Annotated in this window: 18 protein-coding genes; 11 read left to right on the top strand and 7 right to left on the bottom strand. The window is 64.2% G+C overall.

Annotated features, from left to right (window positions below; all coding sequences use genetic code 11):
• Nucleotides 1-104 precede the first annotated feature (104 nt).
• Together MESOP_RS05380 and hemC are read right to left on the bottom strand one after the other, a co-directional pair.
• Nucleotides 105-821: a uroporphyrinogen-III synthase gene (locus MESOP_RS05380; RefSeq protein WP_013892313.1), complete on the bottom strand. Its 717-nt coding sequence runs from the start codon at nucleotides 819-821 to the stop codon at nucleotides 105-107.
• Nucleotides 822-823: 2 nt separating this feature from the next.
• A complete protein-coding gene (gene hemC, locus MESOP_RS05375) occupies nucleotides 824-1,750 on the bottom strand; it encodes a hydroxymethylbilane synthase (RefSeq protein WP_013892312.1) in 927 nt (308 codons plus the stop codon).
• 156 nt (nucleotides 1,751-1,906) lie between these two features.
• Between hemC and tsaD the strand changes: the two genes are divergently transcribed.
• The 7 genes from tsaD to MESOP_RS05340 all read left to right on the top strand — a co-directional run bounded on the left by tsaD (nucleotide 1,907) and on the right by MESOP_RS05340 (nucleotide 6,802).
• Nucleotides 1,907-2,992 (top strand): tRNA (adenosine(37)-N6)-threonylcarbamoyltransferase complex transferase subunit TsaD, encoded by a 1,086-nt coding sequence (gene tsaD / locus MESOP_RS05370; protein ID WP_174324793.1) that lies wholly within the window; start codon nucleotides 1,907-1,909, stop codon nucleotides 2,990-2,992.
• Nucleotides 2,993-3,018: 26 nt separating this feature from the next.
• The gene (locus MESOP_RS05365; protein ID WP_049802439.1) at nucleotides 3,019-4,041 is read left to right on the top strand and encodes an NAD(P)H-dependent glycerol-3-phosphate dehydrogenase; all 1,023 of its coding nucleotides are present in this window, start codon (nucleotides 3,019-3,021) and stop codon (nucleotides 4,039-4,041) included.
• 22 nt (nucleotides 4,042-4,063) lie between these two features.
• Complete coding sequence (locus MESOP_RS05360) at nucleotides 4,064-4,360, top strand: YciI-like protein (protein WP_013892309.1); 297 nt, start codon at nucleotides 4,064-4,066, stop codon at nucleotides 4,358-4,360.
• Between the two features lie 35 nt (nucleotides 4,361-4,395).
• On the top strand, nucleotides 4,396-4,821 hold the full coding sequence (locus MESOP_RS05355) for an EVE domain-containing protein (protein ID WP_013892308.1): 426 nt from the start codon (nucleotides 4,396-4,398) through the stop codon (nucleotides 4,819-4,821).
• The gene (locus MESOP_RS05350; RefSeq protein WP_174324773.1) at nucleotides 4,776-5,501 is read left to right on the top strand and encodes a class I SAM-dependent methyltransferase; all 726 of its coding nucleotides are present in this window, start codon (nucleotides 4,776-4,778) and stop codon (nucleotides 5,499-5,501) included. The genes MESOP_RS05355 and MESOP_RS05350 overlap by 46 nt, the downstream gene beginning before the upstream one ends.
• A 125-nt stretch (nucleotides 5,502-5,626) precedes the next feature.
• Entirely contained in the window at nucleotides 5,627-6,043 is a 417-nt protein-coding gene (locus tag MESOP_RS05345; protein WP_013892305.1) for a DUF1761 domain-containing protein, read from the top strand.
• A 15-nt stretch (nucleotides 6,044-6,058) separates the two neighbouring features.
• Nucleotides 6,059-6,802 (top strand): glycosyltransferase family 25 protein, encoded by a 744-nt coding sequence (locus tag MESOP_RS05340; RefSeq protein WP_013892304.1) that lies wholly within the window; start codon nucleotides 6,059-6,061, stop codon nucleotides 6,800-6,802.
• A gap of 15 nt (nucleotides 6,803-6,817) precedes the next feature.
• Here the strand turns inward: MESOP_RS05340 and gcvA are convergent, their stop codons facing one another.
• Entirely contained in the window at nucleotides 6,818-7,750 is a 933-nt protein-coding gene (gene gcvA, locus MESOP_RS05335; protein ID WP_013892303.1) for a transcriptional regulator GcvA, read from the bottom strand.
• 165 nt (nucleotides 7,751-7,915) lie between these two features.
• Here gcvA and MESOP_RS05330 point away from each other — a divergent pair, with 165 nt between their 5' ends.
• The gene (locus MESOP_RS05330) at nucleotides 7,916-8,161 is read left to right on the top strand and encodes a hypothetical protein (RefSeq protein WP_013892302.1); all 246 of its coding nucleotides are present in this window, start codon (nucleotides 7,916-7,918) and stop codon (nucleotides 8,159-8,161) included.
• Nucleotides 8,162-8,322: 161 nt separating this feature from the next.
• Here MESOP_RS05330 and MESOP_RS05325 read toward each other — a convergent pair whose 3' ends face one another.
• The gene (locus MESOP_RS05325; protein WP_412033934.1) at nucleotides 8,323-8,859 is read right to left on the bottom strand and encodes a L,D-transpeptidase family protein; all 537 of its coding nucleotides are present in this window, start codon (nucleotides 8,857-8,859) and stop codon (nucleotides 8,323-8,325) included.
• 144 nt (nucleotides 8,860-9,003) lie between these two features.
• On the opposite strand from MESOP_RS05325, the gene MESOP_RS05320 reads away from it, so the two are divergent.
• The 3 genes from MESOP_RS05320 (at nucleotide 9,004) to MESOP_RS33340 (ending at nucleotide 10,848) form a co-directional block, all read left to right on the top strand.
• Nucleotides 9,004-9,687, top strand: coding sequence for a response regulator transcription factor (locus tag MESOP_RS05320; RefSeq protein ID WP_013892300.1), 684 nt, complete (start codon nucleotides 9,004-9,006; stop codon nucleotides 9,685-9,687).
• A gap of 122 nt (nucleotides 9,688-9,809) precedes the next feature.
• On the top strand, nucleotides 9,810-10,265 hold the full coding sequence (locus MESOP_RS05315) for a cyclic nucleotide-binding domain-containing protein (protein WP_013892299.1): 456 nt from the start codon (nucleotides 9,810-9,812) through the stop codon (nucleotides 10,263-10,265).
• A gap of 13 nt (nucleotides 10,266-10,278) precedes the next feature.
• The gene (locus MESOP_RS33340) at nucleotides 10,279-10,848 is read left to right on the top strand and encodes a GNAT family protein (RefSeq protein WP_013892298.1); all 570 of its coding nucleotides are present in this window, start codon (nucleotides 10,279-10,281) and stop codon (nucleotides 10,846-10,848) included.
• Here the strand turns inward: MESOP_RS33340 and MESOP_RS05305 are convergent.
• The 3 genes from MESOP_RS05305 to MESOP_RS05295 form a co-directional block, all read right to left on the bottom strand.
• On the bottom strand, nucleotides 10,767-11,573 hold the full coding sequence (locus tag MESOP_RS05305) for an exodeoxyribonuclease III (RefSeq protein WP_041164004.1): 807 nt from the start codon (nucleotides 11,571-11,573) through the stop codon (nucleotides 10,767-10,769). The genes MESOP_RS33340 and MESOP_RS05305 overlap by 82 nt on opposite strands.
• A gap of 345 nt (nucleotides 11,574-11,918) precedes the next feature.
• Nucleotides 11,919-12,599, bottom strand: a complete 681-nt coding sequence (locus MESOP_RS05300) for an outer-membrane lipoprotein carrier protein LolA (protein ID WP_013892296.1) — start codon at nucleotides 12,597-12,599, stop codon at nucleotides 11,919-11,921.
• A 134-nt stretch (nucleotides 12,600-12,733) separates the two neighbouring features.
• Nucleotides 12,734-15,394, bottom strand: a complete 2,661-nt coding sequence (locus tag MESOP_RS05295; RefSeq protein ID WP_013892295.1) for a DNA translocase FtsK — start codon at nucleotides 15,392-15,394, stop codon at nucleotides 12,734-12,736.
• Between the last annotated feature and the right edge of the window lie 55 nt (nucleotides 15,395-15,449).

The following is a 15,449-nucleotide window of genomic DNA, read 5'->3' as shown; positions in this document are numbered from 1 at the left end:
GGCTCCGCAAAATTCGCTTCGTCTCAACGCCTGGCGGCGCGTGATGGTTCAGAAGGGTCTAGCACATCACCAAGCGGTGAAAAGGGGCGGTGTGATGACGCGGGTCAGCGGGGCGCCCGCAAAAGTGCCAGCAGCGCGTCTTCGTCGGGCGTCGCGGCAATCTCGATTGCTTTGCCAGCGCTATAGTCAAGAGCAGCGGCGATGCGCTGGGAAAGCACCAAAAACCGTGTTTTTTCAAAGAGTAGTTTCAAGGCGGGCCTTGCGGCCAAAACCTGCATCGCGGCAGCCGCCTTGGCCGAATAGAGCAGCACCGCATCGACCGGTTGGCCTGACGTCAGCGCAAGGACGTCCCCATCGGAACAACGCACCGCCGATGTGTCGTAGGTCTCCACGGCGTGGACCTGGACGCCAGCGGCTTCCAGCCGCTGTTCGAACACCGGGAACCGCACGCGTCCGCAGAGATAGACGATCGTCCTGCCGGAAAAGGCATCGCCCATGTTTTCGGCCAGCGCCTCGGCATCGCCCGGACCCTCGCGCACCGACAGGAATCCTGCGCCGCGCGCGGCTTCGGCTGTCCGCTTTCCAACGGCATGGCAAGGCAGGGCCGCGAGCGCCGCGATGATTTCTTCCGAAGCATGACGCACGGCGTTGGCGCTGGTGACGGCAACGGCGAGAGCATCAGCCGGAACCTGACCGGCATCGGCAGGCAAAGCCGCCGTTTCGGTCAAAGGCAGGAGAATCGGCTGGAAACCCGCCTCCAGAACCCGCCGCGCCGTACGCGAAGCCCCCGGTTCCGGCCTGGTCACCAGCACGCTGGGCATTTTCACAGCCAGCCGTCGAAGAACTTTTCACCGGCCTTGGCCCGCACCGTCCTGGCGGCTTCCGTGCCGATGAGGGCGGCATCCTGCGCCGGCCCTTGCAGGTCGATCGTGTGCGACTGCGTGCCGTCGGGCGAGATGATCAGGCCGGCGAAAGAGAGCTTCCCACCCTCGATCGCCGCGTAGCCGGCGATCGGCGTGCGGCAGGAACCGTCGAGCGCCGCCAGGAAGGCGCGCTCGCAGGCGAGCGCCTGTCCGGTCGGCACGTCATGGATCGCCACCAGCATCTTTTCGACAGCGCGATCGCCGATGCGCGTCTCGATGCCGATCGCGCCCTGGCCCGGCGCCGGCGGAAAGACGTCGAGCGGGATCAGGTCGGTGACGACATGGTCGAGCCCGAGCCGCTTCAGCCCGGCATAGGCAAGGATGGTGCCGGCGGCGACCCCTTCGTCCAGCTTGCGCAGCCGCGTCTGCACATTGCCGCGGAACATCACCACGTCGAGATCCGGCCGCATGCGGCGGATCAGCGCCTGCCGCCTGAGCGACGACGAGCCGACCTTTGCGCCTCGCGGCAGGTCGGCGATCGTCTTCGTCGCCTTGCCGACATAGGCGTCGCGCGCGTCCTCGCGCGACAGGAAGGCCGAGAGTTCCAGGCCATCGGGCAGTTGCGTCGGCATGTCCTTCGACGAATGCACGGCGATGTCGATCGCGCCCGCCAGCAGCGCCTCCTCGATCTCCTTGGTGAACAGGCCCTTGCCGCCCGCCTCCGACAGCGGCCGGTCCTGGATGCGGTCGCCGCTGGTCGAGATGACGACCACCTCGAAGGCCTCCGCCGGCATGCCATGCGCGGCCATCAGCCGCGCCTGCGTTTCATGGGCCTGGGCCAGCGCCAGCGGGCTGCCGCGTGTTCCGATTTTCAAGGTTGTTTGCATGGCGCGCGGTCCGTGATAACCCCCGGCCAGAGCATTTTGCAGCCAAGTGGAGTCACTTGGCGTCGCAGAAATGCGGCTAGAATAACCGAGGCCTTCCGGGCTTTCTCCTAACGGGGAAAGCTTCACGATACAATCTTCGGAGACAGCGACGAATTGATCCGCGTTCTGGGCATTGAGACGAGTTGCGACGAGACCGCCGCCAGCGTCGTGGCGCTGGAGGGCGATGCCGCGCCGAAAATCCTGTCCAACATCGTGCTCAGCCAGATCGAGGAGCATGCCGCCTTCGGCGGTGTCGTGCCCGAGATCGCCGCGCGCGCCCATGTCGAGGCGCTGGACGGCATCGTCGAGGCCGCCCTGGCCGATTCGGGTGTGCAGCTGGCCGATATCGACGCCATCGCCGCCACCGCCGGTCCCGGTCTCGTCGGCGGCCTGATCGTCGGCTTGATGACGGCCAAGGCGATCGCGGCGGCGGCGAGCAAGCCGCTGATCGCCGTCAATCACCTCGAAGGCCATGCCTTGACGGCGCGGCTGACCGACGGGCTCGATTTCCCTTATCTGCTGCTGCTGGTTTCCGGCGGCCATACGCAGATCCTGGCCGTGCGCGGCGTTGGCGATTATCAGCGTTGGGCGACCACCATCGACGATGCGCTCGGCGAAGCCTTCGACAAGACCGCCAAGATGCTCGGCCTGCCCTATCCCGGCGGTCCGAACGTCGAGAAGGCCGCGCAGGCCGGCGACGCCACACGCTTTGCCTTTCCCCGTCCGATGAAGGGCTCGGCGCAGCCCGATTTCTCCTTCTCCGGCCTCAAGACCGCCGTGCGCCAGACAGCGACGGCCATCGAGCCGCTGAGCGACCGGGACGTCGCCGACGTCTGCGCCTCGTTCCAGGCCGCGGTCGCCGATGCGCTGGTCGACCGTGTTTCTCGTGCGCTGGCGAGATTCAGCGAGACATTTCCCGGCACGAAAAGTCCGGCTTTGGTGGTCGCCGGCGGCGTCGCCGCCAACCGCACCATCAAGGCGACGCTGGAACGGCTGTGCTCTCAGGCCGGCTTCACCTTCGTCGCGCCGCCGCTGAAGCTTTGCACCGACAATGCGGCGATGATCGCCTGGGCCGGTATCGAGCGGCTGCGCGAAGGCATGGCACAGGAGAACGGCTTCGATTTCGTGCCCCGTTCGCGCTGGCCGCTGGACAGCATCTCGGCGCCGATGGTCGGCTCCGGCCGGCGGGGAGCCAAGGCATGACCAAGAGGGGCATGATCAAGGAGGGCATGGTCGAGAAGGGCATCAGCGGCAGCGACCCTGTGCCAAGCGGCTGGCGCGTTGCCGTGCTCGGCGGCGGGGCCTGGGGCACCGCTTTGGCGCTGGCCATGCTGCGCGCCGGCCATTTCGTCCGCCTCTATGCACGCGACCCGGAGACCGTCGCCGCGATCGACCGCGGCGAAAATCCACGCTATCTGCCGGGTATCGCACTCCAGGCCGGCATCGTGGCGACGAGCAACATCCAAGCAGCGCTCGACGGTGCCGATTGCGTGCTGGCGGTGACGCCAGCGCAAGCGCTTCGTGCCATGCTGACAGCCGCCAGGCCGCACATGCCGGCCGGCATTCCGCTTGTTCTCTGTGCCAAGGGCATCGAGCGCGACACCGGCGCCCTGCTGTCTGCGATTGTCGAGGAGATCCTCCCTGGAAACCCCGTCGCGGCTCTGTCCGGCCCGAGCTTCGCCACCGACGTTGCCCGCGGCCTGCCGACAGCGGTGGTGGTGGCGGCCCGCGACGAGGCGCTGGCGGCCGACCTTGCCGCCCGCTTCTCGGCCGAGAACCTGCGCTGCTATTCGAACGATGACCTGATTGGCGTCGAGATCGGCGGCGCCTTGAAGAACGTCTTTGCCATCGCCGCGGGTGCCGTTACCGGCGCCGGGCTCGGCGCCAGCGCCCAGGCCGCCATGGTGACGCGCGGCTTTGTCGAACTGCGCCGCATCGGTGCCGCCTTCGGCGCCCGTCCGGAGACCTTGATGGGGCTTTCCGGCCTTGGGGACCTGCTGCTCACCTGCGCGTCCGCCCAATCGCGCAACTTCGCCTATGGGCTGGCGCTCGGGCAAGGCAAGGAACTTTCCGGACTGCCGCTGGCCGAGGGCGTGCCGACGGCGGCCATCGCCGCGCGCATCGCCGCCGAGCGCAACATCGATGCGCCGATCATCGCCGCCGTCGCCGCCATACTGGACGGCACCATCACCGTGCGGCAGGCCGTGACGGCGCTGATGACCCGGCCGCTGAAGACTGAAACCAACGATTGATCTGACGACAAGGGAGAAGACCATGCTGTTTGCTTTTGTTTGCAAGGACAGACCGGGAAGCCTGCAGGTGCGCCTCGACACGCGGCCCGAGCATGTCGCTTTTCTCGAAGGATTGAATGCTGAAAAAAAGCTGGCCTTTGCCGGCCCGTTCCTCGATGCCGACGGCAAGCCCAATGGCAGCCTCGTCGTCGTCGAGGCGCCGGATTTGGCGGGAGCGCAGGCTTTGTCGGCAGCCGATCCCTACGCCAAGGCCGGGCTGTTCGAAAGCGTCGAAATCCGCCAGTGGAACTGGACCTTCAACAAGCCTGCGGTTAGTTAATCCTGCTCGCTGGTGCGCAAGGAGGAGCAAAAAGAATGAACTACTGGCTGTTCAAATCCGAACCCTCGGTCTTCTCCTTCGAGGCGTTGAAGGCCAAGGGCAAGGCCGGCACGCAATGGGACGGCGTGCGCAACTATGCCGCCCGCAACAATATGAAGGCCATGCAGATCGGCGATCTCGGCTTCTTCTACCATTCCAACGAAGGGCTGAACGTGGTCGGCATCGCCGAAGTCTGCGCGCTCGCCCATCCCGACAGCACGACCGACGACCCGCGCTGGGAATGCGTCGACATCCGTGCGGTCAGGGACATGCCGAACCCGCCGACGCTCGAGGAGGTGAAGGCCAACCCAAAACTCGCCGACATGGCGCTGGTGCGGCTCGGACGGCTTTCCGTGCAGCCGGTGACCCCGGCCGAATGGAAGGAAGTCTGCCGCATGGGCGGCCTGACGCCCGCTCCGTGACGGTACTCACGCCAAACAGCGCGCAAAAATTCATCCTCGACAATACGGCACTGATGGCGCCGCCGCATGTGCCGGAGATTCTTCTGCACCTCGCCGACGAAGCGCACGATCTCTGGCAGCGGACCGAGGACGAACTGGTCGAGATCGGCCTGCCGCCGCCCTTCTGGGCATTTGCCTGGGCCGGCGGCCAGGGCCTCGCCCGCCATGTCATTGACAATCCCGGTACCGTGCGGGGCAAGCGCGTGCTCGATTTTGCCTCGGGCTCCGGCCTCGTCGCCATCGCCGCCGCCAAAGCGGGCGCCGCGAAGGTGATGGCCGCCGACGTCGATCCGTTCTGCGCCACCGCGATCCGTCTCAACAGCGGGGCCAATAATGTCCAGGTCCAATTCCTCGGCACGGACTGTGTCGGCACCGATGCGGGCTGGGACGTGATCCTCGCCGGCGACGTCTTCTACGACAAGCCTTTCGCCGACCGGCTGATGCCTTGGTTCTCGGTTCTCAAACGGCGCGGTGCCGATATCCTGGTCGGCGATCCCGGCCGCTCCTATCTGCCGCGATCGGGGCTGGAGCCGCTTGGCGTCTACGAAGTCCCGGTGACGCGGGCGCTCGAGGATGCCGAGGTAAAGCGCACGACTGTCTGGCGACTGCTTGACGCCGTCGCCGAACAGGCGTTTCCATGAATTTGTATCTGGAGCAATTCCAGGAAAAGTGTGAGCGGTTTTCCGTCTGGAATTGCGTCAAAATAAAGAGTTGGAGCGGTTCGCCGTTTCCATGAAACGGTGAAACGCTCTGGAGGGGGAAGCTCATGGATTTTTCAGCAGTGAACTGGCTGGCGGTGATCGCCGCCGCTATCGTTGCCTGGTTGTTCGGCGCGGCCTGGTACATGACGTTGAGCAAGCCGTGGCTCAAAGCCGCCAAGCTCGATCCGGCGACGATTAAGAAATCACCGCTGCCCTTCGTCGTCAGCTTCATCGCCGAACTGGTCATGGCCACCATCATGGCCCTGGTCGTCGGCGCGATGACCGGTGGTGAGCCGACATGGCTTGCCGGCCTTGTCTTCGGCTTCGTGCTTTGGCTGGGTTTCGTCGCCACGACGCTTTCGGTCAACCATCGCTACGAGAATTTCGGCTGGGACCTGACCCTCATCGACGGCGGCCATTGGCTGGGTGTCTTGCTGATCATCGGTGCGGTGATCGGCTGGTTCGGCGCCGTGGCAAGCTGAGACGACGGGTTGACGATGGCGGATGAGTCCGGATTTCCGCGCGACCTGGTGTTCACCCGCGTCTGTCACGTCAAGCAAGGCTATGACGACCGGCGCCGGCACATCGTGCGCGAGTTCGAGCGGCGCGGCGTGCCGGTCTACTTCTACACCGAATGGGACCGCCCAGACGTCACCCCGGAGATCCGCGCCGAACTGGTCGCTCCCGGCTTTGTCCACCCGCCTGCCGTCTCGCTGGCGCTGAAGCATGTCGGCATCTGGCGCGATTTCCTCGAAACCGACCTGCCCTATTGCCTGGTGTTCGAGGACGACGTTTTCCTCGCTCGCGACTTTGTCGCCAAGTTCCGCCAGGGACTGGCCGAACTCGGCAGCCCCGACCGCAAGGCCGTCATCTATCTCGGCAATGGCAGCAACTACTACACGCCGAGCTGGAAATTGCGGAAGGGTCAAAGGCTCTACCCCGCGCTGCATGCCAGATGCGCGGATTCCTACCTCATCACCCGCCCGGCCGCCGAAGCGCGTTGCGCCTGGATCGCCCGCAACAAGATATCCACGGTGATCGACCATCTGGCCGAACAGATGGATGAGGAATTGGGTGTTGAAATGCTGTGGTTCGAACGCCCGATCGTCGAGCAAGGCAGCGAAAACGGAGCTTTCCACACCTCCGTTGCCGGCAAACCGCATCCGCTTCTCTACAAGAAACTGAAATGGAAGTGGAAGAAATACACCCGCATGATCTTCGGCCACAACGCCCGGTCGTGAGCGGGAATTGACGGCCTATGCCCTGTCCGTCGTGCGCGTCCTGGCCACTTCCTCCAGGATCCAGTCGCGAAAGGCGACGATGCGCGGGTCGTCGGCCATGGCTTGGGGATAGACCAGGAAATAGGCGAATTCGGGCGCGACCTTGATGCCAAGCTCGAAAGGCCGCACCAGCCGGCCCTCGGACAGGTCGTTGGCCACCATGGCGAAATCGGCGAGCGCGACGGCGTTGCCGTCGATCGCCGCCTGGATGGCATCCGAGGAATTGACGAAGACGATTGTCCGGCTGTTGTCGAAATCGTCGACGCCGGCCGCCGCCATCCACATGCGCCAGTTTGGCCATGTCACGCCCTGGCGCGCCCACTCGATATGGGCAAGCGTGTGATGGAAGAGATCGCGCGGCTCGCGCAAGGGCGGCCCGGACGCCAAAAGGCCCGGGCTGCACACTGGAATGATGACGTTGTCGAACAGGCGGTGCGCGCACAGCCCCGGATATTTGCCGGCGCCGAAACGGATGCCGACATCGACATCGTCAAGATCGAAATCGCGCAGCCCGTAGGCGATGTCGAACCGGAGCTCGATGCCCGGCCGCTGCTTGCGAAAATCCTCGACCCGCCGCATCAGCCATTTTGTCGCGAACTGGGCGTCCAGCGTCACCTTCAGAAATTCCGTCCCACGCGCTATCTTGCGCGCCCGCATGGCGGCCCGGCCAAGCAGGTCGAGCGCATCGGTCGCGGCCTCGAACAGCACCGTGCCGGCCTCCGTCAGCCGGATCGTGCGGCTGGTGCGCGTGAAAAGCACGATGCCGAGCTGATCCTCGATTTCCTTGATCTGATGGCTGACCGCGGCCGGCGTCAGGCCAAGCTCGTCGGCGGCACGGGTGAAATTGAGGTGCCTGGCCGCCGCCTCCAGCGTCCTCAGCGCCCGCGTTCCCGGCAGCAGGGTCGCCATCAGCGGGGGATCTCGGCGAAGCGGTCCATGGCGCTCTCAATCCTCAAAGAAAACTTGATGATCGAGCAAAAACTACTCGTTTCCTCCCAAGATTTCAATCGGGCATGATGGGGACATCGAAACACCATCAAACCGGATTTGATGTCCGGACGAACGGATGCCATCATGTCTCACACCGCTTTTCATCCTGCATATGCCGCCCGCCCGGCCCGGCTGGCGGCGATCCGTGCCTGGCTGCGTCAAGCCAGGGTAGCCGTCAATCTTCCGCACCAGAACGTCGAGGACCTGTCCGATCGCCAACTGCGCGATATCGGCGCCGGCCGCAAGGACGTCGCCCGGGCAATGGACCGCGAGATGGGCCGGCTGGGCCTTCTCGACATCGGCTGGCAACAGCCCAGGCGAAAGGAGTAGGGAGTAGGGAGTAGGGAGTAGGGAAATTAGACGGCATCGACGCGTAACCCTACTGCCTACTGCCTACTGCCTACTGCCTACTGCCTACTGCCTACTGCCTACTGCCTACTGCCTACTGCCTACTGCCTACTGCCTACTGCCTACTGCCTACTGCCTACTGCCTACCTCACCACCCTGACCACCGTCCTGTCCGACAGCAGTGGCAAAAGCCGCGCCATGGTCCGCGCCGTCACCGCGACGCAGCCTTGCGTCGGTGTGAAGCCTGGCCGCGCCAGGTGGAAGAAGATCGCGCTGCCGCGCCCGCGGCGGCGCGGAGCGATGTTCCAGTCGAGCACCAGGCAGGCGTCATAGAGCCGGTCGTCGCGCCGCATGCGCTCGTGGCTGGCGCCATAGGGAATCTTGACCGGACGATTGTAGTTGCGGTCATCAGGCACCTCGCACCAGCCGAGATCGGGCCCGATCGGCGTCATCGCCAGCCGGGTCCGGCGCGCGCCGGCAAACTGATCCCCTCGGAAATAGCCTGACAGCACCCGCATCGAGCCGAGCGGCGTGGCGCCATCGCCCTCACGCTTGTCGGCCGAGATGCCGCCACGCCCCAGCGCGCAGGCAAACACCGTGTTTCCGGCCTGCAGCAGGCCCTGGGTTGGGTGCCCGGGCCTCGCCCGCACGGTCAGCACACGCAGCCGTTTTACCAAAATTGCGCCGGCTGCATTGCGATCGTGTTTTTTCTTGTATGATCGTGCCACGGAACAAATCACTGTGATCGGCTGTTGTGCCGGCCAGCTTCCGCATAAATACGCAGCGGTCAACTGAATTCACTTTTCAAAACAACGGATTGATCCATGACTTCACGCACCATCCTGATCGTCGACGACGATGACGACCTGCGCGGCACACTGGTCGAGCAATTGTCCCTCTACGAGGAATTCGACGTGCTGCAGGAATCGACTGCGGCAAAAGGCGTCAACACGGCGCGCGGCGGCCTCATCGATCTGCTCATCATGGATGTCGGCCTCCCCGACATGGATGGCCGAGAGGCGGTGAAGATCCTGCGCAAGGGCGGCTACAAGGCGCCCATCATCATGCTGACCGGCCACGACACCGATTCGGACACGATTCTCGGTCTCGAGGCCGGCGCCAATGACTATGTGACGAAGCCGTTCCGCTTCGCGGTGCTTCTGGCACGCATCCGCGCGCAGCTGCGCCAGCATGAGCAGAGCGAGGACGCCACCTTCTCGGTCGGTCCCTACACCTTCAAGCCCAGCCAGAAGCTGCTCATCGACCCGCGGGGCGCCAAGGTGCGGCTGACGGAAAAGGAAGCCTCGATCATCAAATATCTCTATCGCGCCGACCAGAAGGTGGTGACACGCGACGTGCTGCTCGAAGAGGTCTGGGGCTACAATTCCGGCGTCACCACGCACACGCTGGAAACCCATGTCTACCGGTTGCGCCAGAAGATCGAGCGCGATCCTTCCAATGCGGAAATTCTTGTGACAGAAAGCGGTGGCTACAAGCTGGTTCCTTAAGCATTTCATTATCCAATGAGCGGTCTGGGCGGGACCGCTTTCGGGTACGATCCTGTCGGAGGGGATTCAGGGTCTGCTCGTGAAGGAGGGATTGGACTGACCGTTCGGGGACGCAGCTAGAGATGGCGTTGGATGACGACATCCGCATCCTGTCCGCCGTGAGGCTCTTCGAGGGCTTCACGCAGGAACAGTTGCGCCTACTCGCCTTCGGCGCCGAAACCACCTTTTTGCAGGCCAACCACAAGCTTTACCGTGAAGACGACGTCGCTGACTCGGCCTATGTCGTCGTCAGCGGCCTCATCGTGCTCTATCGCGAACAGAACGGTGAACGCATCCCGATCGGCAAGGTCGGCCCCGGTACCATGCTCAGCGAACTGGCGTTGATCGCCGACACCAACCGGTTGACCAGCGCGTCGGCCGAGATCGACTCGGAAGTGATCCGGCTCAGCCGCAAGATGTTCCGCCGCATCCTGGAGGAATATCCGGAAGTCGCGGTGAAGTTGCATGAGCGCATATCCGAGGAATTCCAGGCGATGATCCGCCGCATCGAGAAACTGGCGCCGCGCTTTTCGGAGTGAGCGGGAGAAGCACGTGGATTTCCAGCTTGTTCGCGCCACCGAAACCGACCTGCCTTTCATCATGGCGACCGAACGGCGCGAGGGCTACGACGCATTCGTCGGGCGCTGGGACGAAGCGCGCCATTGCAAAGCACTTGGCGATGACAGCCATGCCTATTTCGTTGGGATCGCTGGTTCCGTGCCGATTGGCTTCGTGATCCTGCGCGATTGGGCTTCCGCCGAACGGGTGACACTGGTCAAGCGCATGGCCGTCGTCACCCCGGGGCAGGGCCAAGGCAGAATGCTGCTGGCGGCGGCGGTCGACCGGGTATTTGTCGAAACCGAGCCTATCGGCTCTGCATCAGTCTTTTCCCGGACAACCACCGCGCGCGGCGTGCCTATGAGGCTGTCGGCTTCACGGCTGAAGGCATTGCGCACGGCAGCGCGTTTTTCCAGGGTGTGCATCGTGACGAACTGGTCATGGCGCAGCTGCGGCCGGAGTGGGAAGATCGCCCCTGATAATCAGTCCAGGTCGAACCGCGCAATCACCGGCACGTGGTCCGACGGGCGTTCCCACCCGCGCGCCAGGCGCAGGATTTCGTAGCCGGTGAAGCTTGGCACCAGGTTCGGCGACGACCAGACATGGTCGAGCCGCCGGCCCCGGTTCGACGCTTCCCAGTCCTGCGCGCGATAGCTCCACCAGGTGTAGAGTTTCTGTTCTGATGGAACGTTGAGCCGCATCAGGTCGATCCAATTGCCGGCCAGCCGCATCGCTTCGAAGTTCTCGGTCTCGACCGGCGTGTGGCTGACCACGTTGAGCAGTTGCTTGTGCGACCAGACATCATGTTCGAGCGGCGCGATGTTGAGGTCGCCGACCAGGACCGAAGCCGAGACCTCGTCATGCTCGGCGCGGATGGCGTTCATCTCGGCGACGAAATCGAGCTTGTGCTTGAATTTCTTGTTGATCACGGGATCTGGCTCGTCGCCGCCCGCCGGGACGTAGAAATTGTGCACCAGGATCGTCTTGCCGCCGGCCCGCACCGTCACCGACAGATGCCGGCTGTCCTCGATCTCGCAAAAGCGGCGCTTCTCGACCACCGCGATCGGCCGCCGCGCCACCGTCGCCACGCCGTGGTAGCCCTTCTGGCCGTGGAAGGCGATGTGCTCATAGCCGAGCTTGCGGAACGCCTTTTCCGGAAACAGCTCGTCGGGAACCTTGGTTTCCTGCAGGCACAGCACATCCGGCGCCTGCTCGACCAGCAAGCGCTCGACGATCGGCATGCGCAGGCGCACGGAGTTGATGTTCCAGGTGGCGATGGAAAAGGGCATGCGCGGGAATCCAGTCCGGGGCAGAGCAAGCCCCGCCAGCTCTAGGACGGCCGGACAGGACATTGTGCCCTATGAAGTTGGTTCCTGAACTACTGCCAGCCGCGCGATATAAAAACAAGCGGGTGCTAACCGCCAATCTCAGCGCCGCCCCTCATTGCCCTGCCGGGCATTTCTCCCCGTAAACGGAGAGAAAGAAGCTGGCCGGGCCGCAGCGCCTTCTTTCAACGCTTGCAACTGGCGAAATCGGCGATGACAGCGTCCTTCTCCCCGTTCACGGGGAGAAGATGGCGGCAGCCAGATGAGGGGCAGCGCTAACGCCCAAAAACCTTGCCGCAGCGACGGAAACTACCTTGTCTTCGTATTCAGCTCGCGGTTGGCCGTATAGTCGATGGCAAAGGTGTCGGGAGCGAAGCTGACGCCTTCCTTGGTGTTGAAGATCATCACCGTGGTGTCCTTGCCCTGCGCATCGGTGATCGTCCACTGGCGCAAATCATAGGTCTTCGGATCGAACATCATGGTGATGCGCGCATTGCCGAACACCGACTTGTCGGAAAGCTGGATGGTGGTGAGATCATCCTCTTGCTTGACGCTTTTGACGCGGTCGCCGGAGAGGTCGATGCGGTCGTCGAGCAAAAGTTTCAGCGGCGTCTTCGACAGCGGATAGAGATCGGACGTGTTCATTTTCTTGTTGAGGATGACCACCGACTTGCCGTCGGAAATCACCTTGAAATTCGACGAGCCGTCATAGTTGAAGCGGATCTTGCCCGGCCGTTCGAGGAAGAACTTGCCGCCGGTCTGCTCGCCCTTGGGGCCGAACTGGACGAATTCGCCACTCATCGATTTGACCGCGGAAAAATGGTCGGCGATCTTCTGCGCGGCAGCGGGCACGGCCGCCTGCGCCGAGGCCAGCAGCTGGAACCCGGGCACCAAATTGATGGCGGCGGCACCCGCGAAGGCAAGGCCAAGGCCGAGCAGCTGGCGGCGCGTCGGGGCAAGATCGCTGAGCACTGAAAGATCGTTTTTCATATCGGTCACTCTCGTCTGATTCCTGATTTGGTGGCTGTGGTGGACCCCCAGTTGGGCTTAAGTTTGACCGGGCGAACGCTGCCTCCTGCCATGAACGCGCCAGAAAGTTCAAAGTTGCCGCGAACGCCCCATCGTCAGAACTTGTCGTCTTCGGTCGGCACCAGGATTTCGCGTTTTCCCGCATGGTTGGCCGGGCCGACAATGCCTTCCTTTTCCATCTTCTCGATGATCGAGGCGGCGCGGTTGTAGCCGATGCCGAGACGGCGCTGGATATAGCTGGTCGACGCCTTGCCATCGCGCAGCACCACGGCGACCGCCTGGTCGTAGGGGTCGTCGGAATCCTCGAAATTGCCGCCGCCACCGCCGCCCGATCCGCCCTTGCCGGACGGCTCGTCATCCTCCTCGTCGTCATCCTCGGTGATGGCGTCGAGATATTCGGGCACGCCTTGCAGCTTCAGATGCGCAACGATCTTCTCCACCTCCTCGTCGGCGACGAAGGGGCCGTGCACGCGCTGGATGCGGCCGCCGCCGGCCATGTAGAGCATGTCGCCCATGCCGAGCAGCTGTTCGGCGCCCTGCTCGCCCAGGATGGTACGGCTGTCGATCTTGGATGTGACCTGGAAGGAGATGCGGGTCGGGAAGTTGGCCTTGATGGTGCCGGTGATGACGTCGACCGACGGACGCTGCGTCGCCATGATGACGTGGATGCCGGCGGCACGCGCCATCTGCGCCAGGCGCTGCACAGCACCTTCGATGTCCTTGCCGGCGACCATCATCAGGTCGGCCATCTCGTCGATGATGACGACGATGTAGGGCATCGGCTCGAGATCGAGATCCTCGGTCTCGTAGATCGCCTCGCCCGTCTGGCGGTCGAAGCCGGTCTGCACCGTACGCGAAATCTTCTCGCCCTTCTTCTCGGCCTGTTGGACGCGTGCGTTGAAACCGTCGATGTTGCGCACACCGACCTTGGACATCTTGCGGTAGCGGTCCTCCATCTCGCGCACGGTCCATTTCAGCGCCACGACCGCCTTCTTCGGATCGGTGACGACCGGCGTGAGCAGATGCGGGATGCCGTCATAGACGGAGAGTTCCAGCATCTTCGGGTCGATCATGATCAGCCGGCATTCCTGCGGCGTCAGCCGGTAGAGCAGCGACAGGATCATCGTGTTGATGGCGACCGACTTGCCCGAGCCGGTGGTGCCGGCGACCAGCACGTGCGGCATCTTGGCGATGTCGACGATGACCGCCTCGCCATTGATGGTCTTGCCCAGCGCCAGCGCCAGCTTGGCCTTGGTGGTCTCGAAATCACGGCTGGCCATGATTTCCCGGAGATACACCGTCTCGCGCTTGGCGTTCGGCAGTTCGATGCCGATGGCGTTGCGGCCAGGCACCACGGCGACGCGGCAGGCGATCGCGCTCATCGAGCGGGCGATGTCGTCGGAAAGGCCGATAACGCGCGACGATTTGATGCCCGGCGCCGGTTCGAGCTCGTAGAGCGTCACGACGGGACCCGGGCGGACGGCGATGATCTCGCCCTTGACGCCGAAATCTTCCAGAACGCCTTCGAGCAGGCGCGCATTCTGTTCCAGCGCGTCCTTGGAGAGGCTTGGGTCTCGCGCGACGTTCTTCGGTTCGGACAGGAAATGCAGCGACGGCATTTCGAACGTGTCCGAGCCGATCATCGATGTCTGCGCCTCGCGCTGGACGCGGGCGCCCGGGGCCGGGCGAGGCGCCGGCGCCTCGACGCGGGTGGCGGCATCGGAACGGAACTGCTGCACCTTGGCCGTGGGCGCGGCGCGGCGCGGGGCGACGGGCTCGTCGTCGAAATCCATGTCCCGGTCGTCGCGGTCGAAGATGTCGTCATCGTCGGGATCGACGGAAACGCTGCGGTCATTGACCATGGCGGCGAAGAATTCCGGCTCGACGCGGGCGCGGCCGTCCTGACTCATGCGTGATTCGGCGAACTCAGCCGATTCGACCCGTTCGGCGGCACGGCGCCAGGCGCTGGCGCGCGGCTCCATCTCCGGCTCGTACTCGTCCCGCTCGCGCTGGCGGCGCACGGCGCGGCGATGCATCCATGCACGCAACGAGAGCCACCAATGGGTGATCGCACCGAGTGCCAATATGCCCTCGTCGCCCTCATCCTCATCATTGTCGAACAAAAGCTCGTCCTCGCGCGGGTCAGCGGCGGCCGGCTCTTCCATGACGGCGAAGCCGTTCTTGCGTCCGGTCAGCGCCGCGCCGTAGGCAAACAGCCAGAGTGCCGGCGCGGCCAAAAGCACAGCAAGCACGCTGGCGATCAGCCCGGTCGGATAGCCGCCGATGAGGACACCGGGAATCTTGAGCACCATGTCGCCGAACACGCCGCCGAGGCCGGTCGGCAGCGGCCAGGTCTTGGGCGGGACGATGCAGCCGGCGATCGCGGCGCAAAGCAGCGCGAAGCCGAACCAGTACAGACCGCGCTTGGGCAGCCTGTCGACACCGCGCGCCGAAAACAGGAGGTAGCCCCAGATCACCGCCGGAACCAGCGCGGCAACCGCGGCGAGGCCGAAAAACTGCATGGCAAGGTCGGAGAACACCGCGCCGGCATAGCCCATGGCGTTGGTGACGATGTTGTTCGTCGCGTGCGAGAAGCTTGGATCGGCAACGTTCCAGGTGGCGAGGCTGGCGATCCCGAAGGCAACAGTCAGGAACAGGCCGACGCCGACAAGCCGGCCGACCTGGCGTCGCGCGAAAGCCTGGATGCCGTGCCCCGTATCGGCCATCGCGAGCGGTGCTGAAGCCCCTGAACGCATGCTCTTCCCCGTCAGTGATTGCCTGGCCCGAGCGCATGGCGCACTCCGGCAGATT

The sequence above is a fragment of the Mesorhizobium opportunistum WSM2075 genome (assembly GCF_000176035.2).
Classification (GTDB): Bacteria; Pseudomonadota; Alphaproteobacteria; order Rhizobiales; family Rhizobiaceae; genus Mesorhizobium; species Mesorhizobium opportunistum.
This window is presented reverse-complemented; position numbering and strand designations above follow the sequence as displayed.

Excerpts from the sequence above, each read along its gene's own strand:
- MESOP_RS05365 (WP_049802439.1), top strand. The coding sequence starts at position 3,019 with ATGGTCGAGAAGGGCATCAGCGGCAGCGACCCTGTGCCAAGCGGCTGG.
- MESOP_RS05360 (WP_013892309.1), top strand. The coding sequence starts at position 4,064 with ATGCTGTTTGCTTTTGTTTGCAAGGACAGACCGGGAAGCCTGCAGGTG.
- MESOP_RS05300 (WP_013892296.1), bottom strand. The coding sequence starts at position 12,599 with ATGAAAAACGATCTTTCAGTGCTCAGCGATCTTGCCCCGACGCGCCGC.
- MESOP_RS05380 (WP_013892313.1), bottom strand. The coding sequence starts at position 821 with ATGCCCAGCGTGCTGGTGACCAGGCCGGAACCGGGGGCTTCGCGTACG.
- MESOP_RS05350 (WP_174324773.1), top strand. The coding sequence starts at position 4,776 with ATGGAAGGAAGTCTGCCGCATGGGCGGCCTGACGCCCGCTCCGTGACG.
- MESOP_RS05345 (WP_013892305.1), top strand. The coding sequence starts at position 5,627 with ATGGATTTTTCAGCAGTGAACTGGCTGGCGGTGATCGCCGCCGCTATC.
- MESOP_RS05305 (WP_041164004.1), bottom strand. The coding sequence starts at position 11,573 with ATGCCCTTTTCCATCGCCACCTGGAACATCAACTCCGTGCGCCTGCGC.
- hemC (WP_013892312.1), bottom strand. The coding sequence starts at position 1,750 with ATGCAAACAACCTTGAAAATCGGAACACGCGGCAGCCCGCTGGCGCTG.
- MESOP_RS05340 (WP_013892304.1), top strand. The coding sequence starts at position 6,059 with ATGGCGGATGAGTCCGGATTTCCGCGCGACCTGGTGTTCACCCGCGTC.
- MESOP_RS05355 (WP_013892308.1), top strand. The coding sequence starts at position 4,396 with ATGAACTACTGGCTGTTCAAATCCGAACCCTCGGTCTTCTCCTTCGAG.
- gcvA (WP_013892303.1), bottom strand. The coding sequence starts at position 7,750 with ATGGCGACCCTGCTGCCGGGAACGCGGGCGCTGAGGACGCTGGAGGCG.
- MESOP_RS05315 (WP_013892299.1), top strand. The coding sequence starts at position 9,810 with ATGGCGTTGGATGACGACATCCGCATCCTGTCCGCCGTGAGGCTCTTC.
- MESOP_RS05320 (WP_013892300.1), top strand. The coding sequence starts at position 9,004 with ATGACTTCACGCACCATCCTGATCGTCGACGACGATGACGACCTGCGC.
- MESOP_RS05295 (WP_013892295.1), bottom strand. The coding sequence starts at position 15,394 with ATGCGTTCAGGGGCTTCAGCACCGCTCGCGATGGCCGATACGGGGCAC.
- MESOP_RS05330 (WP_013892302.1), top strand. The coding sequence starts at position 7,916 with ATGTCTCACACCGCTTTTCATCCTGCATATGCCGCCCGCCCGGCCCGG.